This is a genomic window from Mesorhizobium sp. M0514 (assembly GCF_040321145.1).
Lineage (GTDB): Bacteria > Pseudomonadota > Alphaproteobacteria > Rhizobiales > Rhizobiaceae > Mesorhizobium.
The window spans coordinates 1-1,470 of record NZ_JAMYQZ010000199.1 but is presented as its reverse complement, the minus strand read 5'-3'; the positions used below and the strand labels follow the sequence as shown (position 1 = coordinate 1,470).

Annotated in this window: 1 protein-coding gene; it reads right to left on the bottom strand. The window is 62.5% G+C overall.

Annotated features, from left to right (window positions below):
* The coding region (gene istA / locus NKI61_RS32760; protein ID WP_352842413.1) for an IS21 family transposase at positions 1-1,353 on the bottom strand (1,353 nt) is incomplete at its 3' end.
* Between the last annotated feature and the right edge of the window lie 117 nt (positions 1,354-1,470).

Below are 1,470 nucleotides of genomic sequence, written 5' to 3'. Positions count from 1 at the left end.
GCCGTGCTCGATGGCTTCCTGGCAGGCGGCCTCGACCGCGCTCAATCCGTCGGTCAGCACGCAGGTGAGGATCGCCACCATCTGCCGGTCCCCGTCATCAACCGCCTTGAGCTTGCGGCGCACCTTCTCCATGGCCGACGGCAGCACCCAGCCAAGGAACGGCGCGCCGTTGCGCAATCCGCCCGGCTTGCGGGCCAGCACCGGCACGTAGTGCCAGGGATCGTAGATGACCTCGTTGCGGCCGAAGCAGCGGGCATGCTCGCCCACGACCACGCCGTCCTGGCGGATAATGATCCGGTCGGCATAAGCATGGATCTCGACCGGCCGGCCGACGGCACTCGACAGCACCGAATATTTGTTGTTGTCGAAGCGCACCGTGCAGGTCTTCGACACCGACGCGGGAATGCAATGGAAGCCGTCGAAGCGACCGGCATAGGGAATGAAGCTGGCGCGCTCTTCTTCGAACACCTCCCAGACCGTGCGCTCGCCCTGTTCAGGATGCCGATGCGCCTTGGCATAGGCAACGCATTTATCGGCCAGCCAGCCGTTGAGATCCTCCAGCGTCTTGAAGCGCAGCCTCGGTGTGAAGAAGAAGCGCTCGCGCACCAGCCCGACCTGGTTCTCGACTTGCCCCTTCTCCCAGCCGGCCGCCGGTGTGCAGGCCTCCGGCTCGACAAGATAGTGCCCGCACATCTGCGCAAAGCGGCGGTTGTAGCGGCGATCCCTGCCGATGAAGATCGTGTCCACGGCCGTCTTCATGTTGTCGTAGATGCCGCGCGTGCAGGCGCCGCGGAAGAAGCTGAACGCCCGGTCATGGGCGTCGAACACCATCTCCTGCGTTTCGCGCGGATAGGCCCGCACGAAGAACATACGGCTGTGGCAAAGCCGCATGTGCGCCACCTTCACCGTGACCGTCACGCCGTCGAGCAGAACGATCTCGTGGCTCCAGTCGAACTGGTAGGCCTCGCCCGGCGCAAAGCTCAACGGAATGTAGGCTTCGGCCGCGGCGCTGCCGCGATCCGCCTCCCAACTCTGAGCATGCCGCCACACCGAACTGTAGCTGCCGTCATAGCCGAGGCCGCGAAGCTCCTCAAAGATGCGGATCAGTGTCAGCCGCTCCCGCTGAGACTTGGCCGCATTCGCCGACAGCAGCCGATCCAACTCGTCACGCCAGGCGCCCATCCGGGGATAAGGCTGATGCTTGCGCTCGTAACGGAACTCTGTCTCCTCTGAACGCAAAACTTTGCGCACCACCTTCCGGGAGATCTTCAGCTCCCGGCAGATCGCCTTGATCGACTTTCCCTGCACCAGCGACAGCCGGCGTATCTTTGCAATCGTCTCCACAACCAACATCCAAAACACAAATGCCTCCGACCAAACCGGAGGCATCTTGATGACCCCTTCGTTAAGGGGTCCCGTTTGGACGAAAATCACCCCTCAAACAGGGTCCTCATTCCATGAAAAATCACA